Source organism: Aeromicrobium sp. CTD01-1L150 (assembly GCF_041951745.1).
Lineage (GTDB): Bacteria > Actinomycetota > Actinomycetes > Propionibacteriales > Nocardioidaceae > Aeromicrobium.
This window is the reverse complement of record NZ_CP169555.1, coordinates 1,702,280-1,716,913: the sequence shown is the minus strand read 5'-3', so window position 1 is coordinate 1,716,913 and position 14,634 is coordinate 1,702,280. Positions and strand designations below refer to the sequence as shown.

Annotated in this window: 14 protein-coding genes and 1 pseudogene; all 15 read right to left on the bottom strand. The window is 69.4% G+C overall.

The window, feature by feature from the left end:
- Positions 1 to 13: 13 nt before the first annotated feature.
- Positions 14 to 646 (bottom strand): pyridoxal 5'-phosphate synthase glutaminase subunit PdxT, encoded by a 633-nt coding sequence (pdxT, locus tag ACEVFP_RS08500; protein WP_375003321.1) that lies wholly within the window; start codon positions 644 to 646, stop codon positions 14 to 16.
- Between the two features lie 339 nt (positions 647 to 985).
- Entirely contained in the window at positions 986 to 1,987 is a 1,002-nt protein-coding gene (locus ACEVFP_RS08495; RefSeq protein ID WP_375003320.1) for a signal peptidase I, read from the bottom strand.
- Between the two features lie 488 nt (positions 1,988 to 2,475).
- Positions 2,476 to 2,640, bottom strand: a pseudogene (locus tag ACEVFP_RS08490) (SipW-dependent-type signal peptide-containing protein); the annotation flags it as partial.
- A complete protein-coding gene (locus ACEVFP_RS08485; protein WP_375003319.1) occupies positions 2,624 to 3,274 on the bottom strand; it encodes a hypothetical protein in 651 nt (216 codons plus the stop codon). The pseudogene ACEVFP_RS08490 and the gene ACEVFP_RS08485, both read right to left, overlap by 17 nt.
- Complete coding sequence (locus ACEVFP_RS08480) at positions 3,271 to 3,816, bottom strand: signal peptidase I (protein WP_375003318.1); 546 nt, start codon at positions 3,814 to 3,816, stop codon at positions 3,271 to 3,273. Before ACEVFP_RS08480 ends, ACEVFP_RS08485 begins: the two co-directional genes overlap by 4 nt.
- Positions 3,817 to 3,836: 20 nt before the next feature.
- Positions 3,837 to 4,382 carry an alternate-type signal peptide domain-containing protein gene (locus ACEVFP_RS08475; protein ID WP_375003316.1) on the bottom strand — a complete coding sequence of 182 codons (546 nt, stop codon included), beginning with the start codon at positions 4,380 to 4,382 and terminating at the stop codon, positions 3,837 to 3,839.
- Positions 4,383 to 4,591: 209 nt separating this feature from the next.
- Positions 4,592 to 5,497: a pyridoxal 5'-phosphate synthase lyase subunit PdxS gene (gene pdxS / locus ACEVFP_RS08470; RefSeq protein WP_375003315.1), complete on the bottom strand. Its 906-nt coding sequence runs from the start codon at positions 5,495 to 5,497 to the stop codon at positions 4,592 to 4,594.
- 51 nt (positions 5,498 to 5,548) lie between these two features.
- Complete coding sequence (locus ACEVFP_RS08465; RefSeq protein ID WP_375003314.1) at positions 5,549 to 7,216, bottom strand: FAD-dependent oxidoreductase; 1,668 nt, start codon at positions 7,214 to 7,216, stop codon at positions 5,549 to 5,551.
- A 1-nt stretch (position 7,217) separates the two neighbouring features.
- Positions 7,218 to 8,282 carry a diiron oxygenase gene (locus ACEVFP_RS08460; protein WP_375003313.1) on the bottom strand — a complete coding sequence of 355 codons (1,065 nt, stop codon included), beginning with the start codon at positions 8,280 to 8,282 and terminating at the stop codon, positions 7,218 to 7,220.
- A gap of 87 nt (positions 8,283 to 8,369) precedes the next feature.
- A complete protein-coding gene (gene pgsA / locus ACEVFP_RS08455; protein ID WP_375003312.1) occupies positions 8,370 to 9,011 on the bottom strand; it encodes a phosphatidylinositol phosphate synthase in 642 nt (213 codons plus the stop codon).
- Positions 9,011 to 9,547, bottom strand: coding sequence for an HIT domain-containing protein (locus tag ACEVFP_RS08450; RefSeq protein ID WP_375003311.1), 537 nt, complete (start codon positions 9,545 to 9,547; stop codon positions 9,011 to 9,013). The genes pgsA and ACEVFP_RS08450 overlap by 1 nt, the downstream gene beginning before the upstream one ends.
- A 92-nt stretch (positions 9,548 to 9,639) precedes the next feature.
- Entirely contained in the window at positions 9,640 to 11,625 is a 1,986-nt protein-coding gene (gene thrS, locus ACEVFP_RS08445) for a threonine--tRNA ligase (protein WP_375003310.1), read from the bottom strand.
- Positions 11,626 to 11,722: 97 nt separating this feature from the next.
- Positions 11,723 to 12,211 (bottom strand): YbaK/EbsC family protein, encoded by a 489-nt coding sequence (locus ACEVFP_RS08440; protein ID WP_375003309.1) that lies wholly within the window; start codon positions 12,209 to 12,211, stop codon positions 11,723 to 11,725.
- 220 nt (positions 12,212 to 12,431) lie between these two features.
- Complete coding sequence (locus ACEVFP_RS08435) at positions 12,432 to 12,923, bottom strand: GNAT family N-acetyltransferase (RefSeq protein WP_375003308.1); 492 nt, start codon at positions 12,921 to 12,923, stop codon at positions 12,432 to 12,434.
- Positions 12,920 to 14,626: an FAD-dependent oxidoreductase gene (locus ACEVFP_RS08430; RefSeq protein ID WP_375003307.1), complete on the bottom strand. Its 1,707-nt coding sequence runs from the start codon at positions 14,624 to 14,626 to the stop codon at positions 12,920 to 12,922. Before ACEVFP_RS08430 ends, ACEVFP_RS08435 begins: the two co-directional genes overlap by 4 nt.
- Positions 14,627 to 14,634: the final 8 nt, after the last annotated feature.

Sequence of the window (14,634 nt, the reverse complement as noted above, 5' to 3'; positions counted from 1 at the left end):
GCGGTTCCCTTCTCTAGCGCGTCTCGAGGGGCTCCGAGACGATGTCCAGGAAGTGCCGGTGCAGTCGCAGATCGTCGTCCACCTCGGGGTGGAAGGACGTCGCGAGCATCGGGCCCTGCTGGACCGCCACGATTCTATCGGTTGGATGATCACCGGATCCTGGACCGTCGGCGATCGGGACGCTGGCGAGCACGTCGACGCCGGGACCGACCTCCTCGATCCAGGGGGCGCGGATGAAGACCGCGTGAACCGGGTCGTCGAAGAGGGTGAAGTCGAGATCGGCCTCGAAGGAGTCCACCTGCCGTCCGAAGGCGTTGCGTCGCACCGTGGCGTCCAGACCTCCGAACGTCTCCTGCCCGTCGGCTCCGTCACGCAGCCGGTCGGCCAGCATGATCATCCCCGCGCACGTGCCGAAGACCGGCAGGCCGTCGGCGATGCCTCGGCGGATGGGCTCCAGGACGCCGAAGACCCGGGCCAGCTTGATCATGGTGGTCGACTCGCCGCCGGGCACGATCAGCCCGTCACAACGGTCGACCTCCTCGCTGCGACGAACGCCGAAGGCCCGGACCCCGAGGCGCTCGATGGCCTGCACGTGCTCGCGGACGTCACCCTGCAGGGCCAGGACGCCGATGTTCGGTGAAGTCACCGGTGAAGCCTAGTGGGCTGTGACGGCAGGCCGGTGATCTGCCCCGGCGGGGGCGCCGGGCCGTGGGCGGCATCAGCCCCGGCGGGGGTGCCGGGCCGTGGGCGGCATCAGACAGAGCCCGAACGACGGCGGCGGGAGCAGTCTCGGGCCGCTCCACCACCGCCGTCGCCCCCTCTCGGCATCCCTCCCGATCGGGCTGGGATCGAGGCAGCCGACGACGTACGGGACCATCGTCCACTCCCTCTGGCGCCACGGCGAGGGACACTCCTTCCCTCGCTGGTGTGGCGACGACGCAAGCCTACTCCCTCTCACCACGAAACTCTTGTCTCGGCGCACGCCCTAGGTATGTCCGCAACGGAATGCGGTGCCGATGATCACAACGCTCGCTCGGCGCACCGGCGTGGTCGTCGCCGTGCTCGCGACCCACGACGTGTTGTTGCTCAGTCGCGCCCGGACGACGACGTCGTAGTTGGTGTTGACGCCGATCAGCCCCGTGCTGATGTCCAGCGTCACGGTGCTGCCGGCGGCCGCTCCGGTCCCCACCACACCGCTCGCGACCAGGTTGTCGTTGTCGGATCGCCGCAGCTGCCACAGGTACTCGTACCGTGCATCGGCCTGCGGCCAGGTGAGCCGTGCGAGGTTGCCCAGGACCAGGACCCCGTTGACGTCGGTGCAGGTTGGTTGTGCCTGAGAGGACACGGTGTGGGCCTGGACGTTGCCCGAGGTCATCGTGGCGTCGTCGGTGAACTGGGCCAGCGTGTCGCCGGGCCGGGCGGCGGGCACCATCAGTCCGGCCAGCCCTGCCAGGATGACGAGGGTGCGCACCTGCGCCGCCGCACCGGTGTCGTCGGGGCGCCGCCCGAAGCCGAGGAAGAGTGCTGTCGCCACTAGCAGTCCGCAGGCGAACATGCCCGACGGGGAACCGAGCGCCGACAGCGCGTAACCGGTGTACGGCACATCCACGAGGACGCGATCGACCGTGGTGACCGGGTAGGCCTCGGCGTCGGGAGCGGAGTTCGCGTCGCCCTGCAGCGTCAGCGAGACCTCGCCGTCCTCCTCGCCGATTGCGACGACGCGGTGGGTGATCCGCGTCCCGTCGTCGGCGATCACACTGACGACGTCGTCGACCTCGACCCGATCGGCCGGGATCTCCCGGGCCACGGCGAGCGCCCCGGTCCCGATGGCCGGCTCCATGGAGCCCGATCGGAACACCAGCGGCTTGACGTCGAAGACGACGGCCAGCAGCACCAGGATGATGCTCAGCGTCCCGAGCACAGCGCCCGTCCACAGGACCACCTCGCGGGCGATCCTGGCTGGACGACGCTGGTGGGTCGACGTCACGGCGCCACCTGCGTCGCGTTGAAGACGAAGGACGCGGCGCCGCTGTGACCCTGGGAGCCGTTGGGCGCGGCCGCGGTGAGCTGCACGCGGATGCACACCACCCGACTGGACCCGGCGGCAACCGCGCCGGGGTTGCCGGCAGCGGTGACGACGTTCGACGAGGTGCCGGAGAGGGTGAGCCCGTTCGCACCGCCGGACTGCAGCGTCCCGTTGCAGGTTCCGTTTCGGTTCCCACCCGCGACGGTGCCGGTGTTCGTGGCCGTGCCACCGGTGTACGTCCAGAATAAAAGCTGTGGAGCCAGCGCGCCGCTGGCGGTCGCGGTGGCCGTGAACGTGAACGGGACCGTCCCGTCGTTGCGGACGGGGAACGCGTTCGCGAAGCTCTCGCCCGGCACGGCGTTGGTCAGCGTGAGGCTCGTGTTGTTCCACGTACCGCCCTGGCCGACGTTGTTGGTGGCCGCGTTCAGGCGGACGTCCAGAGTGCCCGACTCGAACGATCCGGTGGTCATGGTGGCGTCGTCGGTCCAGAACGCCATGGTGCTCACCGTCCCGAAGCCGAGGACGATGCCCAGGCTCAGGATCGCGCGGGTCCTGGCCGATCGCACGATGTCGAGGACCGACCTGCGGCGGCGCGGCTCAGCGTGCCTGGGCATGGTCGTCTCCTCTCCGGCGAGCGATGCCCGCCGCTCCCGTGGCGACGGCCAGCAGAGCGATGATGATGAGCCAGAACGCGATGCCGCCGGCGTCGGGCAGCAGTCCACCGGCATCACCGGTCTCCTCCCCGCTCCCTGCGGGTGCGCCGTCCTCCTCAGCGAGCTCTCCGGTCAGTCGGGCGTCGAGCTTCAGGTCGAGTGACCTCAGCTGCGACTCGTTGCCGGACGCCGGATCGAGCTCGACTCGGACGTCGACGCGTTCCTGCGCACCGGCGGCCAGCTCGCCCTGGAGGAGGAGGTGGGTCCCCGGCTCGTCGACCGTCGTCCACTCCCCCGCGCCGGCTCGTGCCGAGACTCGTAGGTCGCCGGTGCTCAACAGACCGTCGGCGGTGACGGCAAGCATCCTGATCCGGAAGCCGCCGGTCTCGGCTGCCTGGTTGCGGATGTGGAAGGACTCGGTGCGCGCATCGCCCGGCACCCAGCGAAGGGCCGGGTCGAACAGGGGCGCCGGCAGGCTGGACCCCCACGTGGCCCCGTCATGGCTCAGCCCGAGCTCGTCGGCGGCGTACGACGGTGAGGCCACGAGGCTCAGTGCCAGCAGGGCCCCGGCGACAACGCGCCACCGCCGCATCATGACGGCACCTTCGGCGTCCGCCTGCGGTCACGGAGCGTACCCACGACCATGACGCCGGCGTAGAGCAGCAAGCCGGCCGCCACGGCGTTCACCACCATCTGCCGCTCCTTGCCGTTCAGGACGTCATTGACATGCCCGAGATGGGGCACTGAGTACCAGAGCTCGCCGCGCACCTGCACCGGACGCACACGCTCGGCGTCCGGTACGTCGTTGGCATCACCCTGGGTGACGAGCGTGGTCTCGCCCGACAGGTTCTGGCCCTGGCCCACCACACGGTGCGTGACGACCGTCGACCGCCCTGACTGGAGCTGATAGGTGATGACGTCCCCCAGCGCGATGTCGTCCACCTCGGCGTCGCGGACCACCACGAGGGTCCCGGCCGGCAGGTCCGGCTGCATCGATCCCGTGAGCACCGCATAGGGCGTCGCGCCGGTGAGCCGTGGCACGACGACCGCCACGGCCAGCACGGCCACGGCAGCCAGCATCGTCACCCAGGCCACTGCCTGGGTGACGATGCTCAGGACTCGCCTGGCTCCCCCCACGGGAATGACCGGCCCTGCGCTCAGGACTCGGTCTGGGTCAGGGTGACCGTGATCTCGTCGAGCGTGATGAGCAGGTTCCTGGTGTCGTTGGCGTTCTCGGTCGCTTCCGTGCCGAAGGGGAACGTGACGGTGAGCGTCGCGGTGACCGTGTCACCGTCGTTGTCCTCGGTGATGACGGCCGGGACCGGGGACCCACCGATGGTGAACTCCGCGTCGACGCTCGCCTCGAGCGTCGGGGCCTCCGGGGTGGAGCCCAGGTCGACGTCGTCCGGTGTGGTCAGCTCAGCCTGGAGGTTGTCACCGGCCGCGGTGATGTCGAAGGTGCACTCCTTGGCGAGGGAGTCCCCCGGCACGATGAGTCCGACCGTCTCGCCCGCCGAGGCGTTGCCCTCGGCATAGGCCCAGTCGTCGTCGCACTGGCCGTTCTCGAGCGCCAGCTCGCCGGAGCTCACCGACCCACCGTCGATCGTCTCGCTGTCGGTCCAGAACGCCAGGGTCCCGACACCGCCCAGCAGCAGCACCGCCGCGGCCCCAGCGGCGAGCGCGCCCTTCGTTGACTTCTTCATGATGGTCTCCCGTGAGTGGGCCGACGATGGGTTCGTCGACGCATGGGGGATCTCTCCCCCTGGGCCATCATGCGCTCTGAAAGGGTCACCGACGGCAGGACCGCTGTGCCATACGGTCAGACCTGTCCGAGATGACCATCAGGTGATGAGCAGATCGGACTACACCGACCTCGCTGTGTCGCTGCGCCGGCGGGAGGCTGACCCGTTGGTCACCAGCCGCGCTCGGCGAGCCGGTGCGGCTCGGGGATGTCGTCGACGTTGATGCCGACCATCGCGTCGCCCAGGCCACGCGAGACCTTGGCGACGACGTCGGGATCGTCGTAGAAGGTGGTGGCCTTGACGATGGCCTCGGCGCGCTCGGCCGGGTTGCCGGACTTGAAGATGCCTGAACCCACGAAGACGCCCTCCGAGCCCAGCTGCATCACCAGTGCAGCGTCGGCGGGAGTGGCGATACCGCCCGCGGTGAACAGGGTGACCGGCAGCTTGCCGCGCTGCGCCACCTCCTGGACCAGCTCGAACGGGGCCTGCAGCTCCTTGGCCGCGACGTACAGCTCGTCCTCGCGCAGGCCCTGCAGACGGCGGATCTCGCCGGTGATCCCACGGATGTGGGTGACGGCGTTGGAGACGTCGCCGGTGCCGGCCTCACCCTTGGAGCGGATGAACGCCGCACCCTCGGTGAGTCGACGCAGCGCCTCACCGAGGTTGGTGGCACCGCACACGAACGGGACGTTGAAGGACCACTTGTCGATGTGGTTGGCGTAGTCGGCCGGGGTCAGCACCTCGGACTCGTCGATGTAGTCGACGCCCAGGCTCTGCAGGATCTGCGCCTCCCCGAAGTGACCGATGCGCGCCTTGGCCATCACCGGGATGGAGACGGCCCCGACGATGCCGTCGATGAGGTCGGGATCGCTCATACGAGCCACACCGCCCTGGGCCCGGATGTCGGCCGGTACGCGCTCGAGCGCCATCACGGCCACGGCACCCGCGTCCTCGGCGATCCTGGCCTGCTCGGCATCGACGACATCCATGATGACGCCGCCCTTGAGCATCTCCGCCATCCCACGCTTCACACGGGCGGTTCCGACGACGTTCGCAGGGCTGTCTTCTGGGCTCACGGTCACTCTCCAACGCTGGGTCTGGGCATGACCGAGTCTACTCGCGTACCGTCAGCGACCGCGCCGCCGTCCGCCCGCTGGCCCTGCCACGCGACGAACCTCATCGACGTCGGTGATCTTGACTCGCGGACGTTGCTGCTCTTGTCCGCGCCGGCGCTCCTCGGCGTCCACCCGACGCCAGGCGGACAGGTCGATTCCGGCGGCTCCCCGAGACCGCACGAGGGCGTCGAGAGCCCGTTGGTCCTGCTCCGGCGGGACCAGTCGACCCGCGGCGGCATCCAGGAGCAGGGCATTGACCGTCTCCTGCGAGCAGGACTTGTTGGTCCCGATGAACCCCGTCGGCCCCCGTTTGGCCCACCCCACGACGTAGGCGCCCGGCAGCACGTCCCCGTCCACCCGGTCGAGGACACGCCCACCGACGTTCGGCACGACGGCTCGCGCCTGGTCGAACGGGACCCCGGGCAGGGGTTCGCCGCGGTAGCCGACCGACCGCAGCACGAGCGAGGCCTCGACGTCGGACTCAGGGCCCACCGGCTCCGCCACCGTGCGGCCGTCCAGCCCACGGAGCCGCGTAGGGACCACCCGCAGCCCTGTGGCGCGATCGCGACCGAGCACGGCGACCGGAGCCGTCATGAAGCGCAGCACGATGCGCCGTCTGCTCGGGTCGGGGGTGCGCGTCACGCCGGCCCGCAGGGCGCTGACCTTCGGATGATCCTCCAGCGTGTCGAGGTCGACTCCCTCCACGACGACGTCGATGTCCTCGCGCTGGAGCAGACCGACGATCTCGGGGACGGTGAAGGCTGCCTCGGCCGGCCCACGCCGTCCGAGGACGATCACCTCACGCACGGCGCTGCGTCGCAGGGCGGCCAGTGCGTGGTCGGCGATGTCGGAGCCAGCAAGGCGCTCAGGTTCAGTGGCCAGGATGCGGGCGACGTCGAGGGCGACGTTGCCGTTGCCCACCACGACGGCACGCTTCCCGCTCAGGTCGACGTCGAGGTCGACGCAGTCAGGGTGCCCGTTGTACCAGGCGACGAACTTCCTGGCGGTCTCGCTGCCACTCAGGTCCTCGCCGGGGACCTCGAGGCGGCGATCCGCCGAGGCGCCGGTGGCATACACCACAGCATCATGGTGTGCGGCCAGCTCTGCGGCCGTGAGGTCCCGGCCGATCTCGACGCCGAGCCGGTAGTCAAAGCCCGGCTGGTCCTCGATCTGGCGCAGCAGCCGGTCGATGCCCTTGGTCTCCTGGTGGTCCGGGGCCACGCCGGCGCGTACCAGGCCGTGCGGGACGGGGAGTCGGTCCAGGACCGTGACGCTCACACCGGGCTGCTTCAGGAGCTCGTCGGCGGCGTAGAGGCCCGCCGGCCCGGACCCGACCACCGCCACCCGGAGCCGGGCGCCCGGCGGCAGCCGCACCAGCCGCTCCACCGGGGCCTGGCTGGGCCTCGGCTCGGTGAGGCCCGGCTGGTCCTCGGCATGGAACATGCGGTTCAGGTCCAGGAACGGCAGGTCGTCCTCACCCAGCTTGGTGTGCGGCTTGATGGCCCCGACCGGGCAGGCCCGGACGCAGGCCCCACAGTCGACGCACGAGTCGGGGTCGATGTAGAGCATCTCCGCGGTGGCGAACGCCGGCTCGTCCGGTGTGGGATGGATGCAGTTGACCGGGCAGGCGAAGACGCAGGACGCGTCGCCGCAGCACGCCTGCGTGACGACGTGCGGCACCTCAGGCTGCGTCGCGCTGCGCGTCCACGAACCTGGGGGCCGGCTCGCTGCGGTAGCGCGAGGCGCGTCCGTCGATGCGCAGCCGCCGCCACATCCGTCGAGACGTGCGTGTCATGAGGCCGGACTCATCCGCGAGCATCCGCACGTCGGCAAACAGCTCCGACAGGAAGGCCCTTGACTCCGGCGACTCCCAGTAGAGCTCCTTCATCACCTCGCGGGGGATGTCGAACTGCTTGCTCATCTCCTTGGGCGGCACGAGGATCGCATCACCCAGGACCCGCATGATCACGGGGTAGAGCAGTGCGGTGATCCAACGCTCCGCCCTGGTCAGGCGCGGGCCGTTGCGCTGGATGTAGTGGTGCGCGAAGGAGATGTGGCGCGCCTCCTCGGCGACGTGGATCTCCATGATGCGACGCAGCACCGGCGGCAGGTCCTCGGCATCGCGCAGGATGCGCTTCTGCGTGTGGTCGATGGGCTCCTCACCGGCGAGGACACCGATGAAGAAGGCGACGGAGTACCTCGACGCCACCAGTGGCAGCAGGCCCGCGACACGGCGCAGCCAGCGCGGCATGCCGGGCACGTCGGCACCGATGCGGTTGACGCCCTGCTGGAACATCTGGGTGTGGTGGCACTCCTCGGTCGCCTCGTGCGTGAGGTAGCGGAACTCCGCCGATCCGTTGGGGCGGGTGAAGACGTACTGCATGATCCCGCGGATCAGGATGTTCTCGAACTGCAGGCCGACCTTCATGATGTTGGCCTGGCGCCACATCCCGATCTCGATCTGACGCTCGAGAGGCAGGGACTGGTACCAAGGGTGCGAACCCAGCGGGTCGTTGGCCGGCAGCACCCAGCGCGGGTCCTGCGGATCGACAGAGAAGTCGGGGTGGTCCCACGGGATGTCGACGAAGGCATCGAAGTGTCGGTCCACCGAGGCCTGGGACAGCCCGATCAGCGCATCCTGGTACTCGCGGTTGCTCAGGTCCGCCGGGAGCTCGGGCTCGGCCGAGGTGCTCGGGATGTGGGCCTCGGCTGCGTGCTGGGTGACAGTGTCGGTCGGGGTGGACATCGTCGGCCTCCTCCAGTGGTGATGTCCTCAGCATCACCCGTACCGACGGTATGTGTCAATGGCTATGTCACATCAAAGATGTCATGGTCACTCGGATTGGTCGAGAGGCGGACCGAACGCCTGCTTGTGCACGATCACCATGCGCTGCACGACCGTCACCAGGCTCGCCACGGCCAGCGCCCACAGCGTGATCTCGGTGAGGACGGGCAGGCCCAGCAGTCCGTTGAAGCCGGTCATCACCAGGATGGCGACGAGCCGGTCGGCCCGCTCGGCGATGCCCCCCTTGGCCTGCATGCCCAGGCTCTCTGCCCGGGCGCGGGCATAGGAGGTCAGGTTGCCCAGGAACAGGCAGGCCAGGCTCAGGCAGAGGTACAGCCACGGGCCGCCGAGTGTCGTCTCGGCGTCGGACCGGGCGTAGTACAGGACGAGGCCGGCAAAGATCGCGGCGTCGCCGACCCGGTCAAGGGTCGAGTCGAGGAAGGCGCCCCAGCGCGAGGACTGGCCGGACCGGCGTGCCATGTAGCCGTCCATGAGGTCGCTGAAGACAAACGCCGTGATCACCAGGACACCAACGAAGAACTCACCCCGCGGGAAGAACCACAGGGCTGCCGCCGCGACCCCGACGGTGCCGACGATCGTGACGTGGTCCGGTTTCACGCCCATCTTCAGCAGCAGGTCGGCCAGGGGGGCCCAGACGTTGGTCCAGAACTGGCGGAAGCGTTCGAGCATCAGGGAGCGTCCTTCGAGGTGGCGTCGGGCCAGGCGTCGGCGAGGAGGTCGCGGGTGTCCTCCAGGAGCTGCGGCAGTGTCTTGGTCCGCCCCAGAACCGTCATGAAGTTGGCGTCGCCGGACCACCGCGGCACCACGTGCTGGTGCAGGTGCTGCGACAACGAACCTCCCGCGACGCCTCCGAGGTTGAGACCGACGTTGAACCCGTGCGGCTGCGACGCCGTGCGGATCGCGCGCAGCGCCTCCTGCGTCAAGGTGGCCACCTCGGCGGTCTCGACGTCGTCGAGATCGGTGTAGTCGGCGACGTGCCGCTGCGGGACGACCATCAGGTGGCCCGGGTTGTACGGGTACAGGTTGAGAACGACGAAGCACGTCGCTCCTCGGTGCACCACCAGCTCGGACTGCGCTCCCCCGCCCGCGATGCGGCAGAACGGGCACGAGTCGTCGCTCTTGAGCCCGGAGTTCGGTTCCTCGCCACGCACGTAGGACATCCGGTACGGCGCCCAGAGCCGCTGCAGGTGGTCCTCAGAATTCACCCGGTCACCCTAGTGCGTCACCGGCCCCCGATCTGGGAGCCCCTGCACCCAGTCGACCGACCATCGGGGGCCCGGGCTCACACATCGGGGAATCAGACCTGGGCGCGGGTCGCGATCGACTCCAGGATGCGCGTGACCGCCTCGCCGACGGGGATGCCGTTCTCCTGCTCCCCGTTGCGGTAGCGGAAGGAGACCGCGTCGTTCTCGACGTCGTGGTCGCCCACGATGAGCATGAACGGCACCTTGTGCGTCTGTGCGTTGCGGATCTTCTTCTGCATCCGCTCGTCGGAGTCATCCACCTCGAAGCGGATCCCGGCGCCCTTCAGGCGTTGCCCGAGGGTGCGCAGGTAGTCGACGTGCCGCTCCGCGACCGGGATGCCGACCGCCTGCACCGGAGCGAGCCAGGGCGGGAATGCGCCGGCGTAGTGCTCCACGAGGACACCGAGGAACCGCTCGATCGAGCCGAACTTGGCCGAGTGGATCATCACCGGTTGCTGACGCGAGCCGTCCGCTGCGACGTACTCCAGGTTGAACCGGTCGACCGACGGCTGGTTGAAGTCGTACTGCACGGTACCCATCTGCCACGTCCGGCCGATGGCGTCGCGCGCCTGCACCGAGATCTTGGGCCCGTAGTAGGCAGCGCCGCCCGGATCCGGCACGAGCTCGATGCCGGTCTCCGCGGCGACATCGGCCAGCACCTGGGTGGCGACCTCCCAGTCCTCGGCGGAACCGATGAACTTGTCCTTGGAGTCGTCGCGGGTGGAGAGCTCCAGGAAGTAGTCGTCCAGGCCGAAGTCGCGCAGCAGGCTGAGCATGAAGTTCAGCAGGTGCCGGATCTCATCGGCAGCCTGCTCCGGGGTGACGTAGGAGTGCGAGTCGTCCTGGGCGAACCCACGCACGCGAGTCAGGCCGTGGATGACACCGGACTTCTCGTCGCGGTACACGCTGCCGAACTCGAACAGTCGCAACGGCAGGTCACGGTAGGACCGCTGACGGGCGCGGTAGATGAGGTTGTGCATCGGGCAGTTCATCGCCTTGAGGCGGTAGTCCTGGCCGTCGACGTCGAGCGCAGGGAACATCCCGTCGCCGTAGTACGGCAGGTGCCCGGAGGTGTGGAACAGCTCCTCCTTGGCGATGTGCGGGGTGCCGACGTACTCGAACCCCTCCTCGATGTGCCGCTGGCGGACGTAGTCCTCCATGGCGCGCTTGATGACGCCGCCCTTGGGGTGGAAGACGGGCAGGCCCGAGCCGATCTCGTCAGGGAAGCTGAACAGGTCCAGCTCGTTGCCGAGTCGACGGTGGTCGCGACGCTGCGCCTCCTCGATGCGGTGCAGGTACTCGGCCTGCGCCTCCTTGCTGGGCCAGGCGGTGCCGTAGATGCGCTGCAGCTGCTTGTTCTTCTCATCACCGCGCCAGTACGCCGCCGCCGAGCGCATGAGCGTGAAGGCGGGGATCCGCTTGGTGGTGGGCAGGTGCGGTCCGCGACACAGATCCTTCCAGGCCAGCGACCCGTCGCGCTTGAGGTTGTCGTAGATGCTCAGGCCACCCTCGCCGACCTCCACGCCGGCGCCCTCTGCGGCACTCTGCAGCTCTCCGGGGGCGGCGTTGGACTTCAGCCCGATGAGCTCGAGCTTGTAGGGCTCGTCGGCCAGCTCGACGCGTGCGTCGTCGTCGGAGATCTCGCGGCGGGAGAACTTCTGGCCCTCCTTGACGATCTTCTTCATCCGGGACTCGATCGTGGCCAGGTCGTCCGGCGTGAACGGCTCGTCGACGTCGAAGTCGTAGTAGAAGCCGTCGGTGATCGGCGGGCCGATGCCGAGCTTGGCGTCCGGGAACAGCTCCTGTACCGCCTGGGCCATGACGTGTGCGGCGGAGTGGCGCAGGATGTCCAGTCCGTCCGGGCTCTCCATGCTGATCGGCTCGATGCGCTGCCCGTCGGCGAGCTCGGTGGAGAGGTCCCGAAGGTCTCCGTCGATACGGGCGGCGATGACGTCGGGCGTCTCGGCGAAAAGCTGCCACGCCTTGCTGCCGGGATCGACCTCGCGCACCTCATCGTTGACGACGACGTTCACAGCCATGGCGATCCCCTGTCTTCTCTCCCGACGACCCCTACGGCTGGGTCGTTCTGTTCACCCCGATGCTATCGACCGGGTGCGGACAGGAGTGGACAGGGCGTCACGGCGCCTCGGGGACCGGCACCGTGGCGACGTCGACCCAGCCGACGGCGCCGGAGAGCTCGGCGATCTCCTCAGGCGTGAGCTCGATGGCCGAGGCCGAGTTGCCGACAGCCGGGAACAGCGTGGAGAACCGGCGCAGCGACGCATCGAGGTGCACCGTGGCGACGTCGGGGTTGGCGAAGGGACACACGCCTCCGGGCGCGTGACCGGTGAGTCGCTGCACGTCGTCACCGCCCACCATGCGCGCCTTCACACCGAAGGCGCGCTTGAAGGCGCCACTGTTGACCTTGGCGTCACCGGCAGTGACCACGAGGATGCTCGTGCCGTCCTGCGCGCCGTGGAAGGCTAGCGTCTTGGCGATGCGTGCCGGCTCCACCCCCAGCTCCGCGGCAGCGAGCTCGACGGTGGCGCTGGAGCCCGACGTCTCGATGACGTCGCCGTCACGTCCGAAACGGGCCAGGTGGGCGCGGGCGGTCTCGATCGACATGCCTGCCATGGTAGGACGCCGGCACCCCGCCCGACGTCACGGCAACGGCGTGTGGTGAGGATGGAGGCAGCCCACCACGGATCGGGAGGAACCTGATGAGGCTCTGGCACCAGGTCATCGGACACGAGATCGCCGTCGTCGTCCTGGCAGGCACCACCCACCACTGCTGCAGCTGCGGCAGGCGCTGGCTCCCCTGAGCCTCAGCGTCCTGGGCAGGGTGTCACGCCAGGAAGCGATGCATCACGTGCAGGCCGACCAACCCGTGCTCGGGATCGTCGAAGGCCTGGGGCACCGTGCCGACGATCTGAAAGCCCAGTGAGGTCCACAGCGCCACCGCACGTGTGTTGGTCTCCACCACGGCGTTGAACTGCATCGCACAGAACCCGTCCGCGGCCGCGCGTACGATGACCTCCTCGCCGAGACGACGCCCGACGCCACGACCTCGCGCCGCGGCGCCCACCACGAAGCTCGCGTTGGCTACGTGCGCGCCCCGACCGATGCGGTTGGGGCCGTAGTCGGCGAACCCGAGCACACTGCCGGCGTCGTCCGTGGCCACGATCGTGCGCCAACCCGGCTGGCCGAGCCACATGTGGCGCAGCTCGGCGTCGGTGATGTCGGGCGGCCAGCCGTAGGTGGCGCCGTCGTCGACGACCTCCCGCAGGATCTGCAGCATCTGCTCCCAGTCGGCTTCGGTGGCCTCTCGGACGATCACGACTCGACGGTACCGAGCCCCGGTCGCAGGACGGGGTCCGGCATGAGCAGGGCAGCCGGGGCGTCGTCGGGGACGGCTGGATGCCGCGGGGCCACGGCAGGGACCTGGACGTAGGGCGAGCCCAGCGGCGGGCGCGGATCCACGTCGCCCCGGTTGGGCCACAGCGACATCGCGCGTTCGGCCTGCGCGACGATCGTCAAGGACGGGTTCACCCCGAGGTTCGCACTGATGGCCGAGCCGTCGGCCACGTGCAGGCCCTCATGACCGAACAGTCGCTGGTAGGGGTCGACGACACCCTCCTGCGGCGTCTCCCCGATCACGCAGCCGCCGATGAAGTGCGCCGTCAGCGGGATGCCCGCGAGCTCGCCGATGGAGCCACCCGCGATCCCGTCCATACGCTCGGCCAGGTCGTGGGTGATGGCGTCGGCCACCGGGATGCGGGCCGGATTGGGCTCGCCGCGGCCCTGCCGGGTCGTCATCCGACGGCCGAGCAGGCCTCGCTTGAGGTAGGTGGTGACGGAGTTGTCGAGCGACTGCATCGCCAGCACGACGAGTGTCTGCTCGGCCCAGCGGCGCGGGTCGTGCAGGCGCAGCGCCCCCCGCAGACCGAGCCGCCAGTAGGACCGCAGCACCCGCCGCAGCTGTGAGCCACCGCCGTCCTGGGCGGCCAGCGCCATGTTCATCAGGCTCAGCGCTCCCGAACCCCGTCCGTAGCGCACCGGCTCGACGTGGGTGACGTCGTCGGGATGGAAGGAGGAGGTGATCGCGATGCCGGGCGTGAGGTCGGCGTCCTTCGCGGTGGCCCTCGCCGACAGGACGGCCTCGGAGTTGGTGCGGCTCAGCTCTCCCAGCTTCGGTGAGATGTCGGGCAGCGAGGTGCGGCGCAGCCGGTGCAGCAGGTTCTGGGTGTTGAGGGCGTTGCCGGCGAAGACGACGTGGTCAGCGGTGAAGGAACGTCGTCGCAACCGGTTGCCGGTGCGTCGGGTCCTGACCAGATAACCGCCCTCGGGGCGGGGGCGGACGTCGTGCACGGTGGTGAGCGGGTGGACGCTCGCCCCGGCCTGCTCGGCGAGGTACAGGTAGTTCTTGACCGTCGTGTTCTTGGCGTTGTACCGGCATCCCGTCATGCAGGCGCCGCACTCGATGCAGGTGCGCCGGCTCGGCCCCGCACCGCCGAAGTAGGGGTCACCGACGTCCTCGCCGGCCGTCTCCCCGAACAGGACCCCGACGTCGGCAGGGTGCGCGCTCTCGCCGACGCCCAGGTCGTCCGCCACCTGTGCCATGAGGTCGTCGGGACGGGTCCGCCCCGGGTAGGTGGCGACCCCGAGCATCCGGCGCGCCTGGTCGTAGTGCGGTGCCAGCTCCTCGCGCCAGTCCGTCAGGCGCGCCCACTGCGGGTCGCTGTAGAACGCGTCGAGAGGTTCGTAGAGCGTGTTGGCGTAGACCAGTGACCCGCCGCCCACTCCGGTGCCGCTGGCGATGAGCACGTCGCCCAGCCGGGTGATGCGCATGATGCCCAGGCAGCGCAGCCAGGGCGCCCAGAGATAGCGGCGCAGGCGCCAGGAGGTCTCGGGGAGCTCGCCGTCGGTGAAGCGTCGGCCCGCCTCCATCACGCCCACGGAGTAGCCCTTCTCGGTGAGGCGCAGCGCGGCGACGCTACCGCCGAAGCCCGAACCCACCACCACGACGTCGTAGTGCAACATGTCGGCAC